Origin of the sequence: Providencia rettgeri, from assembly GCF_041075285.1 — a bacterium.
GTDB classification, from domain to species: Bacteria; Pseudomonadota; Gammaproteobacteria; order Enterobacterales; family Enterobacteriaceae; genus Providencia; species Providencia rettgeri_G.
Genome location: NZ_CP163512.1, coordinates 3860619 through 3884071, shown reverse-complemented (window position 1 = coordinate 3884071; position 23453 = coordinate 3860619). Strand labels below are relative to the sequence as shown.

Genomic DNA, 23453 nt, shown 5'->3' with positions numbered 1-23453 from the left:
AATAACCGTATGAAAAAAATATTACCTGTAATTTTATCGATTAATTTGCTCGCGATACCTTTTTTATCATTTGCTGCAACTAATATTACTGTGAATTTTACCGGTAATATTAGAGCGGCAACCTGTAATATTTCAGGCGGCAATAATATTGATATTGATTTAAAACAATTACCAGCTGATACCTTTAATAACCCTCAAACCGGTTCTGATTGGAAAAGCTTTGATATTAATTTAAATAACTGTTCGTCGTTTGTAAACCAAATCAAACTGACTTTTACGGGTGCAGCAGAAGCAGGTGATACTACCAGTAGTTTATATAAAAATTTAGGTACAGCCAAAAATGTCGCCGTGCAATTACAAAGCAATAACGGAGCAACACCGCTAGGTAATTCAAAAGCATTGCAAGTGCCACTAAATGGACAATCGAATATCGCTATTCCATTGCGTACCCGAGCCTTTAGTACAGTGGGTAATGTGGTGCCAGGATCTATTTCTGCCAATATTACCGCGACAATTACCTATTTATAAGCGAAGGAATGAAATAATGAAAAAATTCACACTTTCATTATTGTTGATCTCTGGCTCAATATTTGCCGCCGACCAACAAATTAATATTAATGTCCATGGCTATGTCACGGCTATGCCTTGTGAATTAGAAACCACAAACTATGTGATTGATCTAAAAAAAATCAATATTTGGAATATTAAAGATACCCAAAAATCCACATGGGTCGATTTTTCCGTAAAATTAAAAAATTGCCCTGTGGCGACTAAAGAGGCGGTGATGACTCTATCTGGCACCCCCGATACCACCGCACCTGACTATTTTATAAATAACGGAACAGCAAAAAATGTCGCACTAAACTTAGCGAATGGCTCCAGTAAAACCACGGTTAAAAATGGCACTAAAATTACGCTCCCCGTTAATAGTCAAACTCGTAGCGTCGAATTTCCATTTTCTGCTCGCGTAGCTGGCTATGGTAGTGGTATGGAACCGGGTTCTTTTCGTAGCCATTTAGAGTTTAATGTTATTTATAACTAACAACGTTAATTAATAACATGCTGTTCTATTTTTAATTAGGAGTGGTTAAATGCCTGAGTATTATCCTGTATCTAGAATTATTGGAAATAAAATCACTTATTATCGAAAAATGAAAGGAATGTCTTTAAATGAACTGGCAAGAGTAATCGGTGTTAGCGAACAGCAGCAATCAAGATATGAACGGGGTATAAACCGTATTAATCTTGATAGATTAAGCCAATATGCTAATTTTTTTGAAATAGATCTCATTCGTTTCTTTAGTTTTTCAAATGAAGAAATAGCTAAAATAACTAAAACCTACTCAACAATTTATAGATAAAGATGAAAAAAGAAATATTTAATCACAAAACACTATCACTATTAATATTATTAAACGCAAGTTTCGTTAATGCTGCTTGTATTCAAAACCCTAACTTGCGAAATATCGTTGTTAACGTGCCCAATCATGTTTTTAATATCCAATACGACGATCTCGGCACCAGAGAGTTAGCAACAACCAGAGTGAATTTCAAAAACGCTCCGGTCAATACTTTCTCTGGTAATAACGGTCAATGTGGCCGTTCTTATTTGCATGGCGATTATATTAATGGTTGGGTTCCAAATTCGAATAAAATTGCAGCTACAAACATACCGGGTATCGGCGTTAGGATCAAAGCAACTCAAATCGGTGACTTGAATGTAAGATATGGACCCGCTATTGCGGGACGTCTTTCATGGGAACTGCCAAACCCATACTGGACCATTACCTTTATTAAAACAGGACAAGTGACGGCGTCAAATAGCCTTAAAGCGGGGATTGTTAGCAGGTTAACTCAACAAAACCCTGCACCACATAACTCAACATGGAATATATCTTCGTTAAATATTCCAAGTAATGCTGTTCGAGTGAATGTGTTAAAATGTACAACACAATCAACAAATTATACTGTTAACTTAGGTAGTTGGTATGATACACAATTTCCAAGTATTGGTAGTTTTAGCAACAGCTACAATATTCCAATCACGCTAAATTGTGCGGCTGGAACCAACATTAAAACCACCGTCACCAGTAGCGCAGGCTATGTTGATACGGCAACTGGAAAAATAAAATTGTCTGGAACAGGATCTGCTACAGGGATAGCAATCCAACTTCTTGATAGAAATAATACACCAATTAAATTAAACACTAAAAATAGCTTACAAAATAATGTGCCTGGTGGTAATTATAGTTTTAATTGGAAAGCTCGTTATATTAAAACAGCGAGTAAAATAACACCAGGGACAGCAAATAGCACAGCAACTATAAATATCAGATATGAATAATCGGAATTATACTCATCATAATTAAGCCAATCAACAAATCAATTTATTTTAATCGAATAGTGAGCACTTTGTTTCAAATCGGAATTAATTAACTTAGGCTTAAACATAAATTCAAAATTTTCAAATTTAATCGCATAAAACTATTTTAATACTAATTACTCTCTGTTAGAGTGGAAATGTAATATAAAAAACTAATTTTATTTAAAATTCTTTTTTATATCAAAAATTTGCTCTTATGTAATCTTAACGATATAAAAGGAGTTTATTATGCAAAAATATTATCCTGCATCAAAATTAGTCGGTCGTAAAATAACTTACTATCGAAAAATGAAAGGCATCACATTATCTAAAATTGCTAATGATTTTGGGTTTAGTGAACAACAACAATCACGATACGAACGAGGTATAAACCGGATTAATTTAGATCGCTTAGCACAATATGTTAATTACTTTGAAATTAGTTTTTATGACTTATTATCTAATAAAGATATAAAAGAATTAGCTGAATCAGAATAAGCAATAATACTTAAATAACGTTATTCATAAGGATATATCATGAACAAAAAAATATCCCTCTCTGTTGGTGTGAAAATTAGGTCATTAAGAGAAAGCTACGGAATGAGTGGTAAAGAATTAAGTGCTTTGTTAGGTATTAGCCAACAGCATCAATCTCGCTATGAAAATGGGGAAGTTAATATTCATGTTGATACACTTTATCAACTTTGCCAAATATTTGAGATTGACCCTGCCTACTTTTTCTCTGACTACATCCCATTACATCATGCGGATAATTTAATTAATGACAAAAAAAGCCTCTATGAAGCCGAAACGCTTGTATTTTAAACTATGGCATTTAGAAAAACGTCAGAGTCATCTCACCTAAGCCAGTCATATGGTTATGCTGGCTTAACAATGTTGTGCCTCTTCTATAATCCATTGTTGGAAAATCGTCATCGCTGGCGTCATTAACTTCGACTTTAGGCGGCTTAGCCAGTAGCCTCCTAATGTAACTCCAATATCAAAAGGCTGTACTAATGTTCCCGCCCTAAGTTCATGTTCAAACATACAGCTTGGTACTAGCGCAACACTGTCCGTTAATATTGCCGCTTCAACCATTAAGCGAGAAGAATCAAAAACAGGTCCTTTTACCCGCCAGGGTTCTATTCCCGCCGCCAAAAACCACTTTTCCCACTCATCCTTACGATAAGAGCGCAGCAAATTTTGCTCTTTTAAGTCCAGTGGTGACGACAAATTAGCAGCGACTTTTTCTGAACACAACACCGCATGGGAGGTGGAAAATAATGGAATATTTTCCACTAATGGCCATAGCCCTTCGCCAAAACGAATAGCAAAATCAACACCTTCAGCGGCTAAATTCACCACGTTATTGTGGGTCATAATACGTAAATCAATATATGGGTATAGATCAGAAAATTTCCTTAAGCGGGGTAATAGCCAGCCAACCGCAAAAGTTCCGACCACTGAAATACTTAACACTTCATGGTAGTGTCCATCTTCAAATTGCATTAATAGGGATTCAATTTGATCGAAAGAGCGACTTAATACAGGCAAAAGCGCTAGACCCTCATCAGTTAACGCTAAACCTCTTGATAAACGAATGAATAATTCTAAACCTAATTGCTCTTCTAACAAGCGAACCTGCTGACTCACTGCAGCCTGAGTCACATTCAATTCCAGCCCTGCTCGCGTAAAACTTAAATGCCGCGCTGACGCTTCAAATGCGCGAAGAGCGTTAAGTGGGAGGCGATGACGGTAATTTCCTGACATAAGATTTTCTTTTGGCTCATCGAATTTTATATCGTTTTAAAAAATAACTTAAAACACGCATACTCTTGCTCAACGGCTATTTTAAGCAACTCATTGCTATATTACGGCACTTACTTGCCGCACTGAAGTACTTTTCAAAATCAGCGAGCAATAACTTAAACTTTTATTTAATTGGACAACCTATGAAAAATATTTTTCGTCAGGGGCGGATGTTTGTCGCTCTTAGTTTGGCTTTCACTACCCTTTCAGCCAACGCATTAAGCCAACAAGATGTGGATAGCATCATTAAACCGTTGATGAAACAGCAAGGCATTCCAGGTATGTCTGTCGCAATTTCACTGGAAGGAAAGCGCTATATTTACCACTATGGTGTTCAATCCAAACAAAGCCTAAACCCTGTAAATGACAACACATTGTTTGAAATTGGCTCGCTGTCAAAAACGTTCACGGCCACTTTGGCTGCCTATGCACAAGGGCAGGGTAAATTAGATTTTTCACAAAAAGTCAGTCACTATTTGCCTGAATTAAAAGGTTCTGCCTTTGATCATATTAGTGTTATGAACCTTGCAACCCATACATCAGGCTTATCTTTGTTTGTGCCTGATACGATCACTAATTCGACAGAACTCACCCGTTATTACCAACATTGGATCCCTGAAAAAGCGATTGGTCAGTTTCGTTCATACTCTAATTTAGGGGTTGGGCTATTAGGTATTGTGACAGCAAAACAGTTAAAGATGCCGTTTGAACAAGCCATGGAAAAATTGATGCTACCTTCCCTTGGTCTCAAGCACACTTATATTCACGTACCTAATAACCAGCAAAAAAATTATGCACAAGGTTATAATAAAAAAGACCAACCAGTACGGGTCACCCCACAAATTTTAGATGCTGAAGCTTATGGATTGAAATCCAATGCTAAGGATTTAATTCGTTTTCTTGAAATTAATATGCAAACGGTAAAAGTCACAAAAGCCTGGCAAGAAGCCGTTGAGGATACTCACACCGGGTTATATTTAACGGATTCATTTGTGCAAGATATGATGTGGGAAAGTTATCCATGGCCAGTGTCCCTTTCTCAGTTACAGCAAGGAAACCGTAATGAAATGGCACTTCAACCACAAAAAGTGGAAGCGATTGTGCCCGCACTTCCCCCAGAAAGCCGTGCTTTTTATAACAAAACAGGCTCAACCAATGGCTTTGCCAGCTACGCGGTATTTATTCCTGAAGAGCAAGTCGCCGTGGTGCTCCTTGCTAATAAATGGTACCCGATCCCCGACCGCATTAGTGCCGCTTATCAGCTAATTGAAAAGATTAATCAGTAAATTAGATTTCTAGCTAAGAGTCAATGTGCTAAATAATTCACGTTGTGGCTAGGCGTCAAACGAGGTTATCTCGGGGAGCATACAAAAGTATGTGCCCCGAGTGACCGAGAGCGGACAACAAATCCACGACGTGAAGTATGACGAACATTTAGATGACGCGAGAAAATTGGCGAACACGCATTTGACTTCTAAGATACACATCAAAACACATACACACATTACGAATTAACAAACGTCCGCGCGGTGTGACTTTAATACCCGTTTCACTGACTTCCACCAGCCCATCTTCTGCCATTGGCTTTAACAATTCCAAATCTTCTTTAAAATAAGATTTAAAATCAATTGAATATATCGCTTCAATTTGTGCAAAATCCAGTTGGAAATTACAGATTAATGTTTTGATCACATCACGACGCAGGCAGTCATCATCGGTTAACACTAAGCCTCGCCATAAGGCGTGCCCTTGTTCTTCCACTTGCGCATAGTAAGTTTTTAAGTCTTTCTGATTCTGTGCGTAGTTGTCCCCTAACATACTGATCGCCGACACACCTAACCCTAAAAGATCGCAATCCCCTTGTGTGGTATAACCTTGGAAATTACGGTGTAAAATTCCTTCACGCTGTGCCACGGCCAACTCATCTTCAGGGCGAGCAAAGTGATCCATTCCAATAAACTGATAGCCACCTTTTGTTAAATTCGCGATCGTCTCTTGTAAAATATCGAGTTTCTGCTCTGCACTTGGTAAATCAGCATCTTTGATCTTGCGCTGGGCAGCAAATAAGTTTGGTAAGTGAGCGTAATTAAACACGCTTAAACGGTCTGGCGATAATTCAGCCACTTTCTTCAACGTAAAAGCAAAGCTTTCAGGGGTCTGTTTTGGCAAACCATAGATCAGATCAATGCTGGTTGACGTAAAACCGATTTCTTTCGCGCGTTTTATCAAAGCAAAGATAAACTCTTCATCTTGTTCTCGGTTTACCAACACCTGCACTTCTTTATTGAAATCCTGCACCCCCATACTCAGGCGATTAAAGCCTTCGCTGCGCAAATGGTCAATCATATCTAATTCGATTTCCCGCGGATCTACCTCAATAGACATTTCCGCAGTAGGTGCAAAATGAAAATGTTTTTTTAATAAACCGACCAAATGGCTGACTTGTGCTTTATCGAGATAAGTCGGTGTACCGCCCCCCCAATGCATTTGCGTCACGGTACGATTTTTTAATAAAGATGCGCGTTGAATAATTTCTTTTTCAATAACTTTTAAATATTCATCTGCTTTATGCTTTTGCCGAGTTACGAGCTTATTGCAACCACAGAAGTAGCAGAGTTTATGGCAAAAAGGAATGTGCACATATAGAGATAACGGACGTTCAGGATAACGTGCTGTTGCGCTTATAAACGCTTGTTCATCATAGTGTTGATTAAATTCTAGGGCGGTTGGGTATGATGTATACCGCGGCCCTGAATAGTTATATTTTTGAATGAGAGAAAGATCCCAAACAATATTTTGCTCTGACATAACATTCCTCAATTGACCAAAATCTCAAACCATAACAATGGGTTGCACCTTATTTAATTGTTATTTGGTGAGCGTGAAAGTTTCACAACTTAAATAATATTATAAATATGTTAGCGAAAAGAGACTTGATGCAACATCAAAGAAAAGTGTGTTTGTTGGAAAAATAGACGCATCCCTCATTTGTGCGAGGGATGGTTAAACGACGTTATTTGCTTTTTAGGATGCGCATAATATCATCTAATTTATCTTCGTCTTCTTCCTCTTCTTCGGCATATTCAATGCCTAGGATATTCATCAGTTCATCAATACGGTCTAAGCACGTATCAATATATTTTTGTTCTTCCGCACTCACCGTTTCGCCGTCTTCTAAGCGTGCAAGTAGGCTATCTAAACGGTCATCACTTTCTAATAGTTCTAATTCTTTTTCAGGCGACAGTTTTTCTTTAATAGTAGGCTGTTTTTTCTCTACAACAGGCTTAGTGATTTGTTTGTCATCCACAATTAAAGGGACAGGTTTTTTACTGCCTAAGCGCGGATCAACTGAGACATTTTGCCCGCCACTTTGCTTATTAGATGTTTGTATCTCATAGCGACTGCCTGCTTTATGACCACGACGTTTTTTCTCACGTTTACGTTCACGGCCTTCCGCATTTAATTCTTCTTTGGTTTTACGGTATTTTTTCTTTGGCTTAACTGCCGGTTTTTTGGGTGCATTCATGGTCTGATACCTTGGTAAAGTCAGTTTCTGCTGCGAAATCTAGCAGGATCCCATAAAGGGGGAAAGCACTAGTTTGCAATTTCAGTGGATTTTTTTATTCCACCCTGCCTTCGCAATAGTACTTTATTGATTATACCTTAAATAATCTGTGTTGCATGCAGAGGGATTCGAATAGAAAAAAGAGAAATGATTAACCCATTAGATGACTTTAAAAAATGGGTGCTGCTAAACAAGATATACTGAGTAATATTCTAGAGAATTCCAACACGCTAAATAATTCGAACTGTGGTTAGTCGCCAAACGAGGTTTTCTCGAAGAACATACACCAGTATGTGCTCCGAGTAACCATGTGTAGACAACAACGCCACAGCTCGAAGTATGACGAGTATCCGAGCATTTTAAGCGTCGACTAGGATCATTTTTAGCAAGAACATCCCCGCAACTAAAATCACACATAGCCCCAGATCACGCCAGCGCCCTGTGCCGATTTTCATCGCACAGTACGCAATAAACCCTAACGCAATCCCTTCGGTAATCGAGAAACTAAACGGCATCATCACTGCCGTAATAAACGCAGGCACCGATTCGGTTAAATCGTCCCATTTAACGCGAGTTAGACTTGATGTCATCAAGACCCCCACGTAAATCAAAGCCCCTGCGGTTGCATAAGTCGGAACCATACCTGCCAGTGGTGAGACAAACATGGTCAGTAGGAATAAGATCCCAACAACAACAGCAGTTAACCCCGTGCGCCCACCGACTGAAACCCCCGACGAACTTTCAATATAAGCCGTTACCGATGAGGTTCCCATTGCCGAACCCGTAACAGAACTTAAACTATCAACGTACAGGGCTTGCTTCATTCGAGGGAAAGTCCCCCGTTCATTGGTGATCCCTGCTTTGTCAGTAACCCCGATCATGGTGCCTGATGAGTCAAACAAGTTGACTAACATAAAAGCAAAAATCACACCGGATAGCGCTAAATCCAGTGAATTAGCAAAATCCACTTGCCCAACCACGCTGGTGATACTCGGTGGCATAGAGAAAATACCTGTAAATTTCACATCCCCCAGAGCCAGCCCAATTAAGGTGGTCACCGCAATTGACACTAACACCGCTGCGTGAATATTACGCGCGGCTAAGATAGCGATAATAAAAAAGCCCAGTGCACCTAACCACACGTTATGGTGTGTCAAATTACCAATAGACACCAATGTGTCTGGGTTTGCCACGATAATACCAGAGTTCTTTAGCCCCATCATCGCGATAAATAGACCAATACCGCTAGTGATCCCCACACGCAGACTCAAAGGGATATTCGCAATAATCCAATAACGAATACGGAATAATGTCAGGATAAACAAGCCAACTGCGCCCCAAAAAACAGCACCCATTGCCACTTGCCATGAATAACCCATTGCACCAACCACCACAAATGCAAAGAAGGCATTGAGCCCCATCGCCGGTGCAACTGCAATTGGTAGGTTAGCCAGTAAGCCCATCAAAATACTGCCTATAGCGGCAATCAAACACGTGGTGACAAACACCGCGTTGATATCCATGCCCGCAATTGACAAAATTTGTGGGTTAACAAAGACGATATACACCATCGTCAGGAAGGTCGTGAAGCCAGCAACAACTTCAGTTCGTGCTGTTGTGCCGTGTTCTTGTAATTTAAAAACACGCTGAAACAAGCTCTGCGATTGTGCCGAGCTAGAAGATTGATTACTCATTAGATATGGCGCCTAAAAAAAGTTTTTTTCGCCCTATACTACAATTAAAAATCACAAAAGAAAACGATTGCGTAAAATTCCACAAGCAGAATGTCCTAACTAACTGATACAACGCGGTGAATTAAAATAAGAATAAAATGAAAAGTAAAAGAAGGGCGGTATAAAAACCGCCAGCAAATTTAGGATAGCGCCAATAATTTTTGTCTACGCCAAAATAATAAGCCGCGTTTTGCCGCCAACTTATGCGGGTCATTTTGTGCACTGAGTTTTTTTGCAGCCACATTGGCAATAATTTCCACTGCAAAGCACATCACAAAATAGATAAACGCCACGAAAAGGAAAACTTCGAGCGGATAAACCATTTCACGGTTATTCACTTGAGTCGCCAAGAAAGACAACTCCGCTACACCAACAACATAGGCCAATGAAGTGTCTTTAATCAGCGCAACCCATTGGTTAATAAACGATGGAACCATCATTCGCAATGCTTGGGGCAACACAATATTCCACAGTACCTGCCAACGGCTAAACCCAAGGGATAACCCTGCCTGCCACTGCCCTTTTCCTATCGCCAAGATCCCCGCTTTTACGGCATGCGCCAAATAAGCCGACGTGATCAAGGCTAACGCGCACACAACTGTGGTGATCCCCGGGATCTCGGTGCCTAATAATATTGGCAACAAGAAATAGGTCCAAAATATCAGCATAATAACGGGAATTGCACGGAAAAAACCTAATACTGCCGCAAACAAGTTAACCCAAAAACCCCTTAACATCGCTAGAGCAATACCGCCTAAGGTGCCTAAAACAATCGACGCCGCCCCAGCGAATAAACTAATCACAAGTGTTAATGCAGCCCCTTCTAAAGGCCCATTAGGAAAAGTACCAAACAGTAAATATTGCCAATTTTGTTCGATCACTGAAAAATCCATGCTATATCCCCTGAGCCAAGTTACGTTGTAGACGCCATTGTCCCCAACCTTCCATTAACGCAATAATCGCGATATACAGCACTGTTGCAATCCCAAATGCGGTGAAAGTTTGCAACGTTTGGCTGTCTACTTGGCGAGACACATAAGATAGCTCCGCGACACCAATCGCCATAGTTAACGAGGAGTTTTTCACGACATTCATATATTGACCGAGTAACGGTGGCATGGCGATTTTGACCGCCTGAGGTAATACCACTAGTTTCATGGCTTGCCATGAGGTCAGTCCCAGAGCGAATGCGGCATATTTTTGCCCTTGACGTACACCGCGGATCCCCGCACGAATTTCTTCAGCAATAAATGGGACAGTGTATAACGTTAATCCAATAAAACCGGCTAAAAACTCAAAGGAAGGCCAGGCAACCGTTAGCCCTAGAATAACAATTTCATGGGGAGTATTTAGCCATTCCATCGCCGCAGAAGGAAGAATTTCCCCCGAGGCGAAATACCAGAAAAATAACTGCACCAACAAAGGCGTGTTTCTAAAAATAGAAATATAGATACTCACTCCCCAACGCAGAGGAGCTATCTGGCTATCCTTTGCTGATGCAACTAAAAAGCCTAAAAAGGTAGCGGCAATAATGGTGCAAACAGATATCCAGACGGTTAAAACAAAACCATAACCAAACCATTCAAGGTACTGCGGCGCTAATAAATGCGCAGACCAAAAATCACCACTAACAAATTTCTCAAACATAGTTCACGACCTATTTCTTTCACGTCCTGTGATTAAAAACTGACCCCGTATAACCAAGAACCCCGCACAGTGTGCAGGGTTTCAACTTACTGAGTACTTATACCATTACCGATTAAGACTGTGGTTGCTGCTCACTCAGTGGGGCAAATTTGAAATCTCCCCGAGGCTGTGCCGCTTTAGTGTCTGGACCAAACCAACGGTTATAAATCACTTGCGCTTTACCGTCTTTTTCCAGTTTCAATAGGGTTTCGTTCACGTTTTCAATTAAACGCGTTTCACCTTTACTCGCAGCCAGCGCTTGATACTCTTTGGTTAAGCTAAACGGTGATATTTCAAAATCCGCTTTCACTTTCTCTGGCAAGTTACCTAATAAGCCAACCAATTTTGCATCGTCTTGCGTAATCGCTTGGACATTACCGTTACGTAGCGCAGCGAATGCTTGCGGAGTATCATCATACGAAATCACTTTAGTATCAGGGAAACGTTCACGCAGCGTTACTTCTTGTACGGTACCTTTGTCTGCACCAATACGCAGAGGTTTGATATCGTCAGGGGTTTTTAATACGCCTTTGCGAGCAATAAATTTTTGCCCCGTTGCGAAATCAGGGATTGAAAAATCAACCTGTTTTGCTCGTTCATCGGTGATCGTGAAGTTCGCACCAATCAGGTCAACTTTACCTGAGGTCAGCAATGGAATACGGTTTGCAGGATTCGTTGGGCGCAGTTCCAGTTTTACGCCTAAACCATCAGCGATTTCCTGTGCGATATCAACGTCATAACCTGCTAGTTTTTTAGTCTGTGGGTCTATAAAACCAAACGGTGGGTTACTATCAAATACGGAAATACGGATCACACCCGCTTGTTTAATATCATCTAATTTATCTGCGCTAGCGACATTCGCTGTCAGCGCCAAACCTGTAAGTAAAACAGTCGTTAGAATACGAGCTTTCATTGAATACCTCTGGCGGTAAATTTATGTAAATCGACCATCACAAGCTATCAACTATCTCTTAGCACTTGAAATAATATTAAATAATATATTTATAACTAAATGGAATAATGAAAGAGTGGATTTATTCACTTCACGAAAAATTAACTGTAAGTAGTGAGCAAAGTAAGAGTTAAAAGTTAAAAGCAATTTTCTAAATAGTTTTTGCTATAGCAATGCGTCGATTGAAGCTATCTTGGGGTGCATACACAAGTATGTGGCTCGAATTGCTAAGACCAGAGGATAAGGCCACAGCTTGAAACCTAACGGGATTAATACGCTAAATAGTTCGTGTTGTGGCTAGGCGGCAAGCAAGGGTATCTCGGGGAGCATACACAAGTATGTGGCTCGAATTGCTAAGACCAGAGGACAACACCACAGCTTAAAACCTAACGGGATTAATACGCTAAATAGTTCGTGTTGTGGCTAGGCGGCAAGCAAGGGTATCTCGGGGAGCATACACAAGTATGTGGCTCGAATTGCTAAGACCAGAGGATAAGGCCACAGCTTGAAACCTAACGGGATTAATACGCTAAATAGTTCGTGTTGTGGCTAGGCGGCAAGCAAGGGTATCTCGGGGAGCATACATCAGTATGTGACCCGAATTGCTAAGACCAGAGGATAAGGCCACAGCTTGAAACCTAACGGGATTAATACTCTAAATAGTTCGTGTTGTGGCTAGGCGGCAAGCAAGGGTATCTCGGGGAGCATACATCAGTATGTGACCCGAATTGCTAAGACCAGAGGATAAGGCCACAGCTTGAAACCTAACGGGATTAATACTCTAAATAGTTCGTGTTGTGGCTAGGCGGCAAGCAAGGGTATCTCGGGGAGCATACATCAGTATGTGACCCGAGTAGCCGAGCGAAGCCAACACCGCCACAGCACGAAATATGACGAGTATTTATTTGTTAGTGAGCATTTTCTCAAGATTATCCCCACCCACATGTCGGAAATCCTGCCCCTTCACATAGTAGAAAATAAACTCACAGATATTTTGGCAGCGGTCGCCGATACGTTCTATTGAACGGGCACAGAACAGCGCCGTTAATACGCTTGGAATTGTGCGCGGGTCTTCCATCATATAGGTCATTAGCTGACGGACAATTCCTTCATACTCTTGATCAACTTTTTCGTCTTCACGGTAAATACGAATCGCTTCTTCGAGATCCATGCGTGCAAACGCATCCAGCACATCATGCAGCATTTGCACTGTGTGACGACCTAGTGATTCTAAACTAACCAAAAGGGGCTGATGTTGCTGCGAAAATTTCTCCAATGCGGTTTGGCAGATTTTATCCGCAACGTCACCAATCCTTTCCAATTCTGCGATGGTTTTTGAAATGGCCATAATCAGACGTAAGTCACTCGCCGTTGGCTGGCGCTTGGCGATAATTTTGACGCACTCTTCATCAATCGCCACTTCCATCATATTAACTTTATGATCATTTTCGATAACTTCGCGCGCTAGGGCTTCATCCTGGTTATGCATCGCCGTAATGGCTTTGGTGAGCTGTTCTTCAACCAGCCCCCCCATCGTCATTAATTCAGTATGGATATGTTCCAGTTCCGCATTGAACTGCCCAGATATATGTTTATTGTGATTCAGCGTATCCATCGTCGGCTCCATATCAACCGTAGCGGCCAGTAATATAATCTTCAGTTTGCTTCATTTCTGGGGTGGTGAACATTTTATCGGTATGATTAAACTCAACCAATTCACCTAAATACATAAATGCCGTGTAATCAGAACAGCGTGCCGCCTGTTGCATGTTGTGGGTAACAATCACGACGGTATACTCTGATTTTAATTCACTGATTAACTCTTCAATACGCCCCGTGGAAATGGGGTCCAATGCTGAACAGGGTTCATCCAATAATAAAACCTCTGGACGAATGGCAATACCGCGCGCAATGCACAGGCGCTGTTGCTGACCACCGGATAAGCTGTAACCGCTTTGGTGCAGTTTATCTTTGGTTTCATTCCACAACGCCGCTTTGGTTAATGCCCACTGCACGCGCTCATCCATTTCCACACGAGATAATTTTTCAAATAAACGCACGCCAAATGCAATGTTGTCATAGATAGACATCGGGAATGGCGTTGGCTTTTGGAATACCATTCCGACTTTTGCACGTAATAGGGCAATATCTTGTTTGTCAGTCAGAATATTTTGACCATCCAATAAGATTTCGCCTTCCGCACGTTGTTCGCCGTACAGTTCATACATTTTATTAAATGTACGTAATAACGTGGATTTACCACAACCTGATGGGCCGATAAATGCTGTCACTTTATTTTTTTCAATGTCTAAAGAGATATTCTTCAGTGCGTGAAACTTTCCATAATAGAAATTGAGGTCACGGACTTTAATTTTACTGTTTGCAATTTCGTTTGCATTAATCATGGTTACTTTCTCTCTAAATCTTTATTTATCCGGGCGCTTAGTGTTTTTTCTGTGCAAACACAACGCGGGCAATGATGTTAATCAGCAGGACGCACAAGGTGATTAACAGCACCCCTGCCCATGCAAGTTCTTGCCATTCGGAGAATGGGCTCATTGCAAATTTGAAGATAGTCACAGGTAAGTTAGCAATGGGTTCGCTCATATCTGTACTCCAGAACTGGTTCGACAGTGAAGTAAACAGGAGCGGTGCAGTTTCCCCCGCGATACGCGCAATTGCTAGCAAGATCCCTGTAATAATCCCGGATACAGATGCTTTTAGCGTAATCGATAAAATCATTTTCCATTTTGGCGTGCCAAGTGCATAAGCCGCTTCACGCAAGCTATCAGGTACCAGCTTCAGCATATTTTCAGTGGTACGAATAACGATAGGAATTTGCAACAGTGCCAATGCGATTACACCCGCCCATCCAGAAAAGTGTTGCATTTGTGCGACCACAATGGTGTACACAAACAGGCCAACAACAATAGATGGTGCTGATAACAAAATGTCGTTAATAAAGCGAGTTACTGAGGCTAACCATGATTTACGACCGTATTCTGCTAAGTAGATCCCCGCTAAAATGCCTAAAGGTGTACCAATCACCGTTGCCCATAGGATCAATAAACCACTCCCGACGATAGCATTCGCTAAACCACCGCCTGCGGTATTTGGGGGAGGCGTCATTTCGGTAAATAGATTGAGGGACATGCCATCAATCCCTTTGGTCACCGTCGAAAATAAAATCCACACTAACCAGAACAGCCCAAATACCATGGTCAACATTGAGATAAGCAACGCTATTCTATTAACTTGGCGACGCCATGCTTGGCGGCGGGCGCGCTCTTTCTCATTGACAATAAAAGGTTGAGATTCTGACATATTAACGCCCCTCATTCTTCGCTAGACGCATGACCATCAACTTGGAAATCGCCAACACAATAAACGTGATGACAAACAGGATAAGTCCAAGTTCCATCAGCGCTGAAGTATGTAAGCCGCTTTCAGCTTCGGCAAACTCATTCGCCAGTGCAGAGGTAATACTGTTTCCTGGCATAAAGAGGGATGCGCTATCGAGTTGGTATGTATTACCAATCACAAAGGTTACCGCCATGGTTTCACCCAATGCACGTCCTAACCCTAACATTACCCCACCGATGACCCCATTTCGGGTATACGGCAGTACGATATTCCAAATCACTTCCCATGTGGTACAGCCAATCCCGTAGGCTGACTCTTTCATCATCACAGGGGTCTGTTCAAAGACATCCCGCATAACAGACGCAATATACGGAATGATCATAATCGCAAGGATAACCCCTGCGGCTAAAATACCTATTCCGAATGCGGGACCGGAGAATAATTCACCGACAATCGGGACACTCGACATCACGTTGCCGACAGGTTCTTGAAAGTATTCTGCAAATAGTGGTGCAAAAACGAATAGCCCCCACATCCCGTAAACGATACTGGGAATGGCAGCGAGTAATTCAATTGCAATCCCTAATGGACGTTTTAGCCAGTTGGGCGCAAGTTCAGTTAAGAATAGTGCAATACCGAAACTGACAGGGACAGCGATAATCAGAGCGATTAACGAGGTAACAATGGTGCCGTAAATGGGTACAAGGGCACCAAATTGTTCCGCTGGAGCATCCCACTCTTTGGTCCATAAAAACGAAAACCCAAATTTCTGCATACTTGGCCAAGATGCAAAAATAAGGGAAATAATAATGCCACCAAGCATTAACAAAGTGATTAGCGCGGCAATCTTTACCAGTGCACCAAAAATGACATCACCTGATTTGCTGGGAGCTCTAAATGCCGTTGTTTTTTCGGCCATGCGCTTTGTTCTCTTTCCATTCCTACATGTTTTGTAGGATTGCGTTACAACAATGAGCGGGTAAGCCCTGTTCCTCAGCACTTACCCGCCATTTCCAACCCGAGGTACATTAGAATAATGCTTTACCTTGGCTATCTTTAATTTCTGTTTTCCATGCTGCACGAACGGCTGTTACCACTTCTGGAGGTAAAACGGCGTAATCCAGAGCTTCCGCTTGTTTACCGCCTTTATCGTACGCCCAGTTGTAGAAGTCGAGAACCGCTTTGCCTTTTTCCGCATTGGCTTGTTCTTTATGGACTAAAATAAACGTCGTTGATGTGATTGGCCATGCATTTGCACCATTACGGTTAGTCAAGTCTTGAGCAAACGACTTCGACCAATCAACTTTTTTCGCTGCTGCACTGAAACTTTCACCAGTAGGTGACACCGCTTCACCATCCGCAGAAACTAGCTTAGTATACGCAAGATTATTTTGTTTTGCGTAAGCATATTCAACATAACCGATAGAGCCTGGTAGACGCTGTACGAATGCCGCAACACCGTCATTACCTTTACCCCCTACGCTGTTTTTCGGCCAGTTAACGGTTGAACCCGCACCAATTTCATCTTTCCAATTTGTGTTCACTTTTGATAAGTAGCTGGTAAAGACGAATGTTGTACCTGAGCCGTCAGAGCGTCTTACCACTGCGATTGCTTGGTCTGGTAAATTAACTTTCGGGTTTAATTTTGCAATAGCTGGGTCATTCCATTTAGTGATTTTACCTAAATAGATATCACCTAATGTATTACCATCTAAGGTTAATTGACCTGATTCGATACCTTTGACGTTAACTGCCAATACCACACCACCGATAACGGTAGGGAATTGGAACAGACCATCTTCTTTGAGTTTTTCATCCGTCAATGGCGCATCAGATGCACCGAAATCAACGGTTTTTGCATTGATTTGTTTTACACCACCAGAAGAACCGATCCCCTGATAGTTTACTTTATTACCTGTTTCTTTCTGATAAGAGTCTGCCCACTTTGCATAAACTGGAGCAGGGAAGGTCGCGCCAGCTCCGGTCAGGCTGGTAGCAGCAAAAGAAGACATTGCGGTCAGAGATAAAGTTGCTGCCAATACGCTTGCTAAGGTGGTACGCGTCATTTTCATAATCCCTCCGGGGATGTATAGAAACAATCAAGTATAAAATTGTTGGGTGTATGTCACGGTAGGAAAAATAGGACAATTTAGTTACGACAACATGTCGTTTTTATGACAGTTTTATGACAATTGATTATTTTTTCACTGAAGGTAAGGTAGAACTCGGAAGGATAAAAATAAAAACACAGTAAATTCAATAGAATAAAGGGAGATTACATCAATATATGCTTGAAAAAGAAAAATGACAGGCTGTCATAAAAGCGAAAATTTTTTTCCTACAACCATAAAGTCATACTCAAAACAATTTGTGTCACAGCCGACAACGCGGCGGTGCAAAGTGTGAAGCGTAAAGGGATAGCTCAAAATAGTTCAAGTTATAGGCAACCCCCCTACAACTTAAACTATGACGAGATATCAATCTTCTTTCTCTTTTAGAGGGAGCAACGCTCTAATCGCAAATCCCCCCCGTTCGCTTTTATGGATCTCAATGCTCCCTTCATGAGCATCTACAATACGGCGAATAATTGCCAGCCCCAAGCCTGTTCCTTTGTTGCTTCGCGCTTTTTCGCCTTGCACAAACGGTTGGAATAAGCGGTGGATATCTTCGTCTTTAATACCTGCGCCGTCGTCTTCCACTTGGAACCACACAAAATCCTCAGTTTTCCCACTGCTCACTTTGATCCAGCCATTTCCATAGCGATAAGCGTTCACAATCATATTGGTGATTGCACGCTTAATGGCCAGTGGATTGCCGTTAACAATCATTGAGCCCGGTTCTAACGCCGTTTCAATTTCGCCGACCACGTTACTTTCTGCATTGACGGCTTCCATTAGAATCGCGTTGAGGTCACAGAATTCCATGTCCATCTCTTGCCCTGTTTTCAGGTAAGACATGAATTGACCGATAATCGCATCACACTCTTCAATATCTTTATTGATAGACTCTGCCAGATAGCTGTCTTCTGGACTCATCATTTCTGTGGCTAAACGAATACGGGTTAATGGTGTTCTTAGGTCATGGCTGACCCCTGCCATTAAAATAGTTCGGTCATTTTCAAGGGTTTTGATCCCGGCGGCCATGTGGTTAAAAGACCGAATTGCAGCTCTAACTTCAGTGGCCCCCTTTTCTTGCATCGGGGGCAAGACAAAGCCTTTTCCTACCTCCCCTGCGTGGTATTCCAATTCAAGCAATGGCTTGTTTTGATAACGAATATACAGCCACACTCCGGCAAAAATAGTAAGGAAAATCGTTAAGGTATACCGAAAAACAAGGGAAAACTGGTTTTGACCGATTTCAGTTAGAGGAACTCGAACCCAGATATCAGGGGCGAGGTACGACGTTAACCACAAAATCGGGTATTCACGCCCGAGTTCAAGGTGAACATTCGCCTTACCCCCTAAGTATTGTGACATGTGCTCGCTCAGAAAATCATACTCTTTGGCCCAATTCAGCCCTTCTTCCATTGCCGCTGAATGGGCATAGAACGTAATACCCAATTCATTATAGATTTTCTTACGCAACGCGGGAGAGACCCGCACTGAGGTTCCATCTTGCAGAACCATTTTCTCGGTCATCAATGTTCTTACTTCGTACGCAAGGACTTTATTGAATTGTTGTAAGCTTGGCATCACAACAAAATTCAATACCACCATGTAACTGGTCACTAAGCTCGCGAACAGCAACGCTACAAATAAGAATAACGAACGAGAAAATGTACTACGTCGTGAGAACCTCAGTCGCTTCATGCTTTACTTCCATCTGGAACAAACACGTAGCCCAAGCCCCAAACCGTTTGAATATAACGTGGGTGCGCAGGGTCTTCTTCAACCATGCGGCGCAGGCGCGAAATCTGAACGTCGATAGAACGTTCCATCGCACTGTACTCGCGGCCTCTCGCTAAGCTCATTAGCTTGTCACGAGATAACGGTTCCCTTGGATAAGAAACCAATACTTTTAGTACCGCAAACTCACCACTGGTCAATGGCATATTTTCATCACCTTGGAACATTTCACGGGTTCCAAGGTTCAGTTTAAATTTACCGAAGGTAATGATTGCATCATCTTGAGATGGTGCCCCTGGTAATTCATTCGCTTGACGACGTAATACGGCGCGAATACGTGCAAGCAATTCACGTGGGTTGAATGGTTTTGGAATATAATCATCCGCACCAATTTCTAAACCAACGATACGGTCAACTTCCTCACCTTTAGCCGTAACCATAATGATAGGGATAGGGTTATTTTGGCTACGTAAACGACGGCAAATTGATAAACCATCTTCACCTGGAAGCATTAAATCTAACACAATCAGATGAATAGATTCCCTCGTCAGGATCCGGTCCATTTGTTCAGCGTTCGCAGCACTCCTTACCTGAAAGCCTTGTTCAGTGAGGTAACGCTCCAGCAGTGCACGTAAACGCATATCATCATCGACGACAAGAACTTTATAACTTTCCTGCATTTTGTAGCCCTCAAGATGTGCATCTTTCAAATTATTGTTTTAAATGTGAACAAAAACACGTTTAATGTTCACTAATTTACCATTAACCATAGATTTAATGAATCATTTTACGCTTCAGACGGTTAGTGGCTTATAGCTTATTTCTAAAATAAAATAGGTTACTATCCCGCCCGGCGTATTCACCGTGATTTCATCATCAACCTGCTTACCAATCAGGGCCCGTGCTACAGGAGAGTCAATTGAAATCCATTGTTTTGCCGGGTTGAACTCATCTGCACCAACTATGCGGAATATTCTGATATTTTCATTATCATCTTCAAGTTTAACCCATGCGCCAAAAAAGACACGGCCTTCTTGGCGAGGATCTGGCTCGATAATCCTGAGTTGATCTAGCCTTTTGGATAAAAAACGAATGCGTCGGTCTATCTCACGCAACCTTTTTTTCCCATAAATATATTCTGCGTTTTCTGAACGATCTCCTTGTGCCGCAGCTTCTGACACGGATTGAGTCACTCTAGGTCGTTCTTCTTTCCACAGATACTTTAGCTCTTGGTCGAGTGCGTCCCAACCCTCACGCGTTATTAATAGACTTTTCGCCATAACCTTAGAATATTAGTCAATAAATACAACAATTATAATATTTTATAGAACATAATCTGAGACTTTCCTACCAATAGACCCAAATTCAGTCTGGAAATTCTCGCTACCACCAAGTATAACAGTGCAGTAAATTTTTTAACTGTTCTTTCAGTAGGTATTTAAACACGACATGAATGAAACTCTAAGCCAAATTATTGCAACTGAACTGCATGCCCAACCGAAACAGGTTTTTTCAGCCATCACGTTATTGGATGAAGGCAATACTGTCCCGTTTATCGCGCGTTACCGTAAAGAGGTTACCGGAGGGTTGGACGATACTCAGCTTCGCCAGCTGGAAAGCCGCTTAGGGTACTTACGCGAACTGAACGACCGTAAACAGACCATTCTTAAATCCATTGAAGAGCAAGGTAAATTAACCCCTGAACTCGCCGCTGCGATTGATACCACGCTGAATAAAACCGAACTTGAAGACCTCTATTTACCGTATAAACCGAAACGCCGTACCCGTGGTCAGATAGCCATTGAAGCAGGCCTTGAGCCGTTAGCTGATACATTGTGGACAGATCCTAGCCAGTCTCCTGAAACGCTTGCTCAAAATTACATCGACGCAGATAAAGGTGTTGCAGATGTGAAAGCGGCTTTAGATGGCGCACGTTATATCCTGATGGAGCGTTTCGCCGAAGATGCTACCTTATTAGCGAAAGTTCGTGACTATATTTGGAAAAATGCTCACCTTGTCTCCTCGGTTGCAGAAGGAAAGCAAGAGGAAGGGGTGAAATTTAGCGATTACTTCGAACACCAAGAACCAGTTTCTCAAGTCCCTTCACACCGCGCACTGGCCATGTTCCGTGGTCGTAACGAAGGGATTTTGCAGCTTTCATTAAACTGTGACCCGCAATTCGATGAGCCGCCAAAAGAAAGTTACTGCGAAGAAATCATTACTCGCCATTTAGATGTGCGTTTGAATGATGCCCCAGCAGACCAGTGGCGTAAAGCGGTGATCAGTTGGACATGGCGCGTCAAAGTGCTTTTGCACTTGGAAACAGAAATAATGAGTTCTCTGCGCGAAAAGGCAGAAGAAGAAGCTATTAATGTTTTCGCTCGTAATCTCAGTGACTTGCTAATGGCGGCACCAGCTGGAATGCGTGCAACGATGGGTCTCGATCCTGGTCTACGTACTGGTGTAAAGGTCGCGGTTGTGGATGCCACTGGAAAACTGATCGCCACCGATACCATCTACCCGCATACGGGACAAGCCGCGAAAGCGGCAACTATTGTGGCGGCATTGTGCCAAAAACATAACGTTGAGTTAGTGGCAATTGGCAACGGTACTGCATCCCGTGAAACAGAGCGTTTCTTTGCACAAGTACAAAAACAGTACCCAGAAGTGACGGCGCAAAAAGTGATTGTCAGTGAAGCTGGCGCTTCAGTGTATTCCGCCTCTGAACTGGCTGCACTGGAGTTCCCAACCTTAGATGTGTCTTTACGCGGTGCTGTGTCTATTGCCCGTCGCCTGCAAGACCCACTGGCTGAACTGGTTAAAATTGACCCGAAATCTATCGGTGTAGGTCAATATCAACATGATGTTAGCCAAACCCAACTTGCCCGTAAACTGGATGCTGTTGTCGAAGATTGCGTAAACTCCGTGGGGGTGGACTTAAATACCGCATCAGTTGCCTTACTCACCCGCGTTGCAGGCCTGAGCAAAATGATCGCACAAAACATTGTTGATTGGCGTGATGAGAATGGTCAGTTTAATGACAGAAAACAGTTACTGAAAGTGGCACGCCTTGGGCCTAAAGCCTTTGAACAGTGTGCGGGGTTCCTGCGTATCACCAATGGTGAAAACCCACTGGATGCGTCAACGGTTCACCCTGAAGCATACCCTATTGTTGAAAAAATTCTGCAAACTGTTCGCCAACCACTGAAAGAAATTATGGGTAACTCACAAGTGCTTAATGCACTGAGTCCCCGTGATTTCACCACTGAACAATTTGGGGTGCCAACAGTCACAGATATCATCAAAGAACTGGAAAAACCAGGACGCGATCCCCGCCCTGAGTTTAAAACAGCCACCTTCGCAGAAGGTGTCGAAACGATGAATGACCTCGTTTCTGGCATGATTTTAGAAGGCGCCGTGACTAACGTGACCAACTTTGGGGCATTTGTGGATATCGGCGTTCACCAAGACGGTTTAGTACATATATCTTCATTATCCAACAGTTACGTCGAAGACCCACACAAAGTCGTGAAAGCTGGGGATATAGTGAAGGTAAAAGTCTTGGATGTGGATATTCCCCGTAAGCGTATCGCCCTTACCATGCGTTTGGACGAACAAGCAGGTGAGTCTAGCAATGGGCCTCGTAAAGCTGCGCCTGCACAAGATAAAAACGCACGTAAAACAGCGGCTCCTCGAGGTAATTCACGCCAAAATACAAACTCATCAGGTAATAGCGCCATGAGCGATGCGCTTGCCGCCGCGTTTGGCAAGAAACGCTAGTCTAATTAAGACCAATACCCCAATAAACTTATTGGGGTATTGTCTTTATCAGAAATATCTTCGCCACTATATAAATAAACTCAATATACTGTACAAAAACCAACCTACTTGATTCTTTTCCCACAATCCCCACATCAGCGAAAAAACACCGTCAACTCCATGCTTCGTTGATCCACATCAAGTCAAAATGACGAAAAAAGAGGCTAAATATAATAGAAGATGGATGATTATGATTCTCATTGTTAATTAGATTTATTTTTGTTTTACTCAACGTTTTTCTTGTAGATAGAAACTTTTCTAACAATAATTATCAGTATCATTATGAATTAAATCGTTAGGAAGAGAATAGGAAGACACC

At 42.1% G+C, this 23453-nt stretch carries 23 protein-coding genes; 8 read left to right on the top strand and 15 right to left on the bottom strand.

Annotated features, from left to right (window positions below; all coding sequences use genetic code 11):
* Positions 1 to 9 precede the first annotated feature (9 nt).
* The 6 genes from AB6N04_RS17870 (at position 10) to AB6N04_RS17845 (ending at position 3187) form a co-directional block, all read left to right on the top strand.
* The gene (locus AB6N04_RS17870; protein WP_369309575.1) at positions 10 to 528 is read left to right on the top strand and encodes a fimbrial protein; all 519 of its coding nucleotides are present in this window, start codon (positions 10 to 12) and stop codon (positions 526 to 528) included.
* A gap of 16 nt (positions 529 to 544) precedes the next feature.
* Positions 545 to 1042, top strand: a complete 498-nt coding sequence (locus tag AB6N04_RS17865; RefSeq protein WP_369309574.1) for a fimbrial protein — start codon at positions 545 to 547, stop codon at positions 1040 to 1042.
* Between the two features lie 49 nt (positions 1043 to 1091).
* The gene (locus AB6N04_RS17860) at positions 1092 to 1361 is read left to right on the top strand and encodes a helix-turn-helix domain-containing protein (protein ID WP_369309573.1); all 270 of its coding nucleotides are present in this window, start codon (positions 1092 to 1094) and stop codon (positions 1359 to 1361) included.
* Positions 1362 to 1363: 2 nt separating this feature from the next.
* A complete protein-coding gene (locus tag AB6N04_RS17855) occupies positions 1364 to 2344 on the top strand; it encodes a fimbrial protein (protein WP_369309572.1) in 981 nt (326 codons plus the stop codon).
* 267 nt (positions 2345 to 2611) lie between these two features.
* On the top strand, positions 2612 to 2860 hold the full coding sequence (locus AB6N04_RS17850) for a helix-turn-helix domain-containing protein (protein WP_369309571.1): 249 nt from the start codon (positions 2612 to 2614) through the stop codon (positions 2858 to 2860).
* 39 nt (positions 2861 to 2899) lie between these two features.
* On the top strand, positions 2900 to 3187 hold the full coding sequence (locus tag AB6N04_RS17845) for a helix-turn-helix domain-containing protein (protein ID WP_369309570.1): 288 nt from the start codon (positions 2900 to 2902) through the stop codon (positions 3185 to 3187).
* Positions 3188 to 3250: 63 nt separating this feature from the next.
* Here the strand turns inward: AB6N04_RS17845 and AB6N04_RS17840 are convergent, their stop codons facing one another.
* The gene (locus AB6N04_RS17840; protein ID WP_369309569.1) at positions 3251 to 4132 is read right to left on the bottom strand and encodes a LysR substrate-binding domain-containing protein; all 882 of its coding nucleotides are present in this window, start codon (positions 4130 to 4132) and stop codon (positions 3251 to 3253) included.
* Between the two features lie 209 nt (positions 4133 to 4341).
* Between AB6N04_RS17840 and ampC the strand changes: the two genes are divergently transcribed.
* The gene (ampC, locus tag AB6N04_RS17835; RefSeq protein ID WP_369312171.1) at positions 4342 to 5457 is read left to right on the top strand and encodes a class C beta-lactamase; all 1116 of its coding nucleotides are present in this window, start codon (positions 4342 to 4344) and stop codon (positions 5455 to 5457) included.
* A gap of 148 nt (positions 5458 to 5605) precedes the next feature.
* Here ampC and hemN read toward each other — a convergent pair whose 3' ends face one another.
* The 14 genes from hemN to greB form a co-directional block, all read right to left on the bottom strand.
* Positions 5606 to 6979: an oxygen-independent coproporphyrinogen III oxidase gene (hemN, locus tag AB6N04_RS17830; RefSeq protein ID WP_369309568.1), complete on the bottom strand. Its 1374-nt coding sequence runs from the start codon at positions 6977 to 6979 to the stop codon at positions 5606 to 5608.
* 205 nt (positions 6980 to 7184) lie between these two features.
* The gene (gene yihI, locus AB6N04_RS17825; protein ID WP_369309567.1) at positions 7185 to 7697 is read right to left on the bottom strand and encodes a Der GTPase-activating protein YihI; all 513 of its coding nucleotides are present in this window, start codon (positions 7695 to 7697) and stop codon (positions 7185 to 7187) included.
* Positions 7698 to 8095: 398 nt separating this feature from the next.
* Positions 8096 to 9430 carry an NCS2 family permease gene (locus AB6N04_RS17820; protein WP_369309566.1) on the bottom strand — a complete coding sequence of 445 codons (1335 nt, stop codon included), beginning with the start codon at positions 9428 to 9430 and terminating at the stop codon, positions 8096 to 8098.
* A gap of 179 nt (positions 9431 to 9609) precedes the next feature.
* Positions 9610 to 10362 (bottom strand): amino acid ABC transporter permease, encoded by a 753-nt coding sequence (locus tag AB6N04_RS17815; RefSeq protein WP_369309565.1) that lies wholly within the window; start codon positions 10360 to 10362, stop codon positions 9610 to 9612.
* Between the two features lies 1 nt (position 10363).
* Positions 10364 to 11116, bottom strand: coding sequence for an amino acid ABC transporter permease (locus AB6N04_RS17810; protein WP_369309564.1), 753 nt, complete (start codon positions 11114 to 11116; stop codon positions 10364 to 10366).
* Between the two features lie 112 nt (positions 11117 to 11228).
* On the bottom strand, positions 11229 to 12068 hold the full coding sequence (locus AB6N04_RS17805; protein ID WP_369309563.1) for an ABC transporter substrate-binding protein: 840 nt from the start codon (positions 12066 to 12068) through the stop codon (positions 11229 to 11231).
* A gap of 940 nt (positions 12069 to 13008) precedes the next feature.
* On the bottom strand, positions 13009 to 13722 hold the full coding sequence (gene phoU, locus AB6N04_RS17800; RefSeq protein WP_369309562.1) for a phosphate signaling complex protein PhoU: 714 nt from the start codon (positions 13720 to 13722) through the stop codon (positions 13009 to 13011).
* A gap of 13 nt (positions 13723 to 13735) precedes the next feature.
* Positions 13736 to 14512, bottom strand: coding sequence for a phosphate ABC transporter ATP-binding protein PstB (gene pstB / locus AB6N04_RS17795; protein WP_042847741.1), 777 nt, complete (start codon positions 14510 to 14512; stop codon positions 13736 to 13738).
* Between the two features lie 37 nt (positions 14513 to 14549).
* Positions 14550 to 15431 carry a phosphate ABC transporter permease PstA gene (pstA, locus tag AB6N04_RS17790; RefSeq protein ID WP_369309561.1) on the bottom strand — a complete coding sequence of 294 codons (882 nt, stop codon included), beginning with the start codon at positions 15429 to 15431 and terminating at the stop codon, positions 14550 to 14552.
* 1 nt (position 15432) lies between these two features.
* The gene (pstC, locus tag AB6N04_RS17785) at positions 15433 to 16389 is read right to left on the bottom strand and encodes a phosphate ABC transporter permease PstC (RefSeq protein ID WP_369309560.1); all 957 of its coding nucleotides are present in this window, start codon (positions 16387 to 16389) and stop codon (positions 15433 to 15435) included.
* Positions 16390 to 16498: 109 nt separating this feature from the next.
* Complete coding sequence (gene pstS, locus AB6N04_RS17780) at positions 16499 to 17542, bottom strand: phosphate ABC transporter substrate-binding protein PstS (protein WP_369309559.1); 1044 nt, start codon at positions 17540 to 17542, stop codon at positions 16499 to 16501.
* A gap of 405 nt (positions 17543 to 17947) precedes the next feature.
* Positions 17948 to 19279, bottom strand: a complete 1332-nt coding sequence (gene envZ, locus AB6N04_RS17775; protein WP_369309558.1) for a two-component system sensor histidine kinase EnvZ — start codon at positions 19277 to 19279, stop codon at positions 17948 to 17950.
* A complete protein-coding gene (ompR, locus tag AB6N04_RS17770; RefSeq protein ID WP_004266122.1) occupies positions 19276 to 19995 on the bottom strand; it encodes a two-component system response regulator OmpR in 720 nt (239 codons plus the stop codon). The genes envZ and ompR overlap by 4 nt, the downstream gene beginning before the upstream one ends.
* Before the next feature lie 114 nt (positions 19996 to 20109).
* On the bottom strand, positions 20110 to 20595 hold the full coding sequence (gene greB / locus AB6N04_RS17765; protein ID WP_369309557.1) for a transcription elongation factor GreB: 486 nt from the start codon (positions 20593 to 20595) through the stop codon (positions 20110 to 20112).
* 169 nt (positions 20596 to 20764) lie between these two features.
* Between greB and AB6N04_RS17760 the strand changes: the two genes are divergently transcribed.
* Positions 20765 to 23095: a Tex family protein gene (locus AB6N04_RS17760; protein ID WP_369309556.1), complete on the top strand. Its 2331-nt coding sequence runs from the start codon at positions 20765 to 20767 to the stop codon at positions 23093 to 23095.
* Positions 23096 to 23453 lie beyond the last annotated feature (358 nt).

Excerpts from the sequence above, each read along its gene's own strand:
- AB6N04_RS17870 (WP_369309575.1), top strand. The coding sequence starts at position 10 with ATGAAAAAAATATTACCTGTAATTTTATCGATTAATTTGCTCGCGATA.
- AB6N04_RS17865 (WP_369309574.1), top strand. The coding sequence starts at position 545 with ATGAAAAAATTCACACTTTCATTATTGTTGATCTCTGGCTCAATATTT.
- AB6N04_RS17860 (WP_369309573.1), top strand. The coding sequence starts at position 1,092 with ATGCCTGAGTATTATCCTGTATCTAGAATTATTGGAAATAAAATCACT.
- AB6N04_RS17855 (WP_369309572.1), top strand. The coding sequence starts at position 1,364 with ATGAAAAAAGAAATATTTAATCACAAAACACTATCACTATTAATATTA.
- AB6N04_RS17850 (WP_369309571.1), top strand. The coding sequence starts at position 2,612 with ATGCAAAAATATTATCCTGCATCAAAATTAGTCGGTCGTAAAATAACT.
- AB6N04_RS17845 (WP_369309570.1), top strand. The coding sequence starts at position 2,900 with ATGAACAAAAAAATATCCCTCTCTGTTGGTGTGAAAATTAGGTCATTA.
- AB6N04_RS17840 (WP_369309569.1), bottom strand. The coding sequence starts at position 4,132 with ATGTCAGGAAATTACCGTCATCGCCTCCCACTTAACGCTCTTCGCGCA.
- ampC (WP_369312171.1), top strand. The coding sequence starts at position 4,342 with ATGTTTGTCGCTCTTAGTTTGGCTTTCACTACCCTTTCAGCCAACGCA.
- hemN (WP_369309568.1), bottom strand. The coding sequence starts at position 6,979 with ATGTCAGAGCAAAATATTGTTTGGGATCTTTCTCTCATTCAAAAATAT.
- yihI (WP_369309567.1), bottom strand. The coding sequence starts at position 7,697 with ATGAATGCACCCAAAAAACCGGCAGTTAAGCCAAAGAAAAAATACCGT.
- AB6N04_RS17820 (WP_369309566.1), bottom strand. The coding sequence starts at position 9,430 with ATGAGTAATCAATCTTCTAGCTCGGCACAATCGCAGAGCTTGTTTCAG.
- AB6N04_RS17815 (WP_369309565.1), bottom strand. The coding sequence starts at position 10,362 with ATGGATTTTTCAGTGATCGAACAAAATTGGCAATATTTACTGTTTGGT.
- AB6N04_RS17810 (WP_369309564.1), bottom strand. The coding sequence starts at position 11,116 with ATGTTTGAGAAATTTGTTAGTGGTGATTTTTGGTCTGCGCATTTATTA.
- AB6N04_RS17805 (WP_369309563.1), bottom strand. The coding sequence starts at position 12,068 with ATGAAAGCTCGTATTCTAACGACTGTTTTACTTACAGGTTTGGCGCTG.
- phoU (WP_369309562.1), bottom strand. The coding sequence starts at position 13,722 with ATGGATACGCTGAATCACAATAAACATATATCTGGGCAGTTCAATGCG.
- pstB (WP_042847741.1), bottom strand. The coding sequence starts at position 14,512 with ATGATTAATGCAAACGAAATTGCAAACAGTAAAATTAAAGTCCGTGAC.
- pstA (WP_369309561.1), bottom strand. The coding sequence starts at position 15,431 with ATGTCAGAATCTCAACCTTTTATTGTCAATGAGAAAGAGCGCGCCCGC.
- pstC (WP_369309560.1), bottom strand. The coding sequence starts at position 16,389 with ATGGCCGAAAAAACAACGGCATTTAGAGCTCCCAGCAAATCAGGTGAT.
- pstS (WP_369309559.1), bottom strand. The coding sequence starts at position 17,542 with ATGAAAATGACGCGTACCACCTTAGCAAGCGTATTGGCAGCAACTTTA.
- envZ (WP_369309558.1), bottom strand. The coding sequence starts at position 19,279 with ATGAAGCGACTGAGGTTCTCACGACGTAGTACATTTTCTCGTTCGTTA.
- ompR (WP_004266122.1), bottom strand. The coding sequence starts at position 19,995 with ATGCAGGAAAGTTATAAAGTTCTTGTCGTCGATGATGATATGCGTTTA.
- greB (WP_369309557.1), bottom strand. The coding sequence starts at position 20,595 with ATGGCGAAAAGTCTATTAATAACGCGTGAGGGTTGGGACGCACTCGAC.
- AB6N04_RS17760 (WP_369309556.1), top strand. The coding sequence starts at position 20,765 with ATGAATGAAACTCTAAGCCAAATTATTGCAACTGAACTGCATGCCCAA.